At 51.4% G+C, this 2016-nt stretch carries 2 rRNA genes (1 of these 2 running past the window's edge); both read left to right on the top strand.

Going from position 1 to position 2016, the window contains the following annotated elements:
• Nucleotides 1–1657, top strand: a 23S ribosomal RNA gene (locus AC1RJL_RS19780); it begins 1231 nt to the left of the window's first position.
• A 194-nt stretch (nt 1658–1851) separates the two neighbouring features.
• Nucleotides 1852–1967: ribosomal RNA gene (gene rrf, locus AC1RJL_RS19785) — 5S ribosomal RNA — on the top strand.
• Nucleotides 1968–2016 lie beyond the last annotated feature (49 nt).

Raw genomic sequence — 2016 nt, forward strand, 5'->3', positions numbered from 1 at the left:
AGTGCGAATGCTGACATGAGTAACGATAAGGGGAGTGAAAAACTCCCCCGCCGGAAGATCAAGGGTTCCTGTCCAACGCTAATCGGGACAGGGTTAGTCGGCCCCTAAGGCGAGGCGGAAACGCGTAGTCGATGGGAAACAGGTTAATATTCCTGTACCTCTTTTTACTGCGATGGGGGGACGGAGAAGGCTAGAGCAGCACGGCGTTGGTTGTCCGTGTTTAAGGTCGTAGGCTGGTGTCTTAGGTAAATCCGGGATACTAAGGCTGAGAACTGATGACGAGTGTTCCTCGGAACGCGAAGTGCTTGATGCCATGCTTCCAAGAAAAGCCTCTAAGCTTCAGGTAAAAAGAGACCGTACTCCAAACCGACACAGGTGATCAGGTAGAGAATACCAAGGCGCTTGAGAGAACTCGGGTGAAGGAACTAGGCAAAATGGCACCGTAACTTCGGGAGAAGGTGCACTGCTGATGGTGAAGGGCTTGCCCCGTAAGCTATTGGCAGTCGAAGATACCAGGCCCCTGCAACTGTTTATTAAAAACACAGCACTCTGCAAACACGTAAGTGGACGTATAGGGTGTGACGCCTGCCCGGTGCCGGAAGGTTAATTGATGGGGTTAGCGCAAGCGAAGCTCTTGATCGAAGCCCCGGTAAACGGCGGCCGTAACTATAACGGTCCTAAGGTAGCGAAATTCCTTGTCGGGTAAGTTCCGACCTGCACGAATGGCGTAATGATGGGGGCGCTGTCTCCACCCGAGACTCAGTGAAATTGAAATCGCGGTTAAGATGCCGTGTACCCGCGGCTAGACGGAAAGACCCCGTGAACCTTTACTATAGCTTTGCACTGAACTTTGAACCTATCTGTGTAGGATAGGTGGGAGGCTTTGAAGTCGAGACGCCAGTTTCGATGGAGCCGTCCTTGAAATACCACCCTGGTATGTTTGAGGTTCTAACGTCGGCCCCTTATCGGGGTTACGGACAGTGTATGGTGGGTAGTTTGACTGGGGCGGTCTCCTCCCAAAGAGTAACGGAGGAGCACGAAGGTGTGCTAATCATGGTCGGAAATCATGAGGTTAGTGTAAAGGCAAAAGCACGCTTGACTGCGAGACAGACATGTCGAGCAGGTACGAAAGTAGGTCTTAGTGATCCGGTGGTTCTGTATGGAAGGGCCATCGCTCAACGGATAAAAGGTACTCCGGGGATAACAGGCTGATACCGCCCAAGAGTTCACATCGACGGCGGTGTTTGGCACCTCGATGTCGGCTCATCACATCCTGGGGCTGAAGCCGGTCCCAAGGGTATGGCTGTTCGCCATTTAATGTGGTACGCGAGCTGGCTTTAGAACGTCGTGAGACAGTTCGGTCCCTATCTGCCGTGGGCGTTGGAGTTTTGAGATGAGTTGTTCCTAGTACGAGTGGACCGGAATGAACTAACCTCTGGTGTTCGGGTTGTCATGCCAATGGCACTGCCCGGTAGCTATGTTCGGACGGGATAACCGCTGAAAGCATCTAAGCGGGAAGCCTCCTTCAAGATGAGATCTCCCTGGGGATTTAATCCCCCTAAAGAGCCGTTGAAGACTACGACGTTGATAGGTCAGGTGTGGAAGCGCTGCGAAGCGTTGAGCTAACTGATACTAATTGCTCGTGCGGCTTGACCATATAACAGAATCGACTGTTAGGCGGTTTACAAGATTCAACCGGACTTGTCAGGATATACAAGCATCCAAACACAACAGAAATCCTAAAAGGGTCTGTCAAACGATCAGCAATCACTTTACAATCCACCACCCTATTTGAGTCAATCGAGGCCGATGTCATACACATCATAAGACCTCCGAACTCATGCAGTATTGCTTGACGACCATAGCAAGTTGGAACCACCTGATCCCATACCGAACTCAGAAGTGAAACGACTTAGCGCCGATGGTAGTGTGGGGTCTCCCCATGTGAGAGTAGGTCATCGTCAAGCTTCTAATCCAAAGCCCCTTCAGGCACCCTGACGGGGCTTTTTTGTTTTT

This window comes from Cellvibrio sp. GW822-FHT04B05 (genome assembly GCF_058800985.1).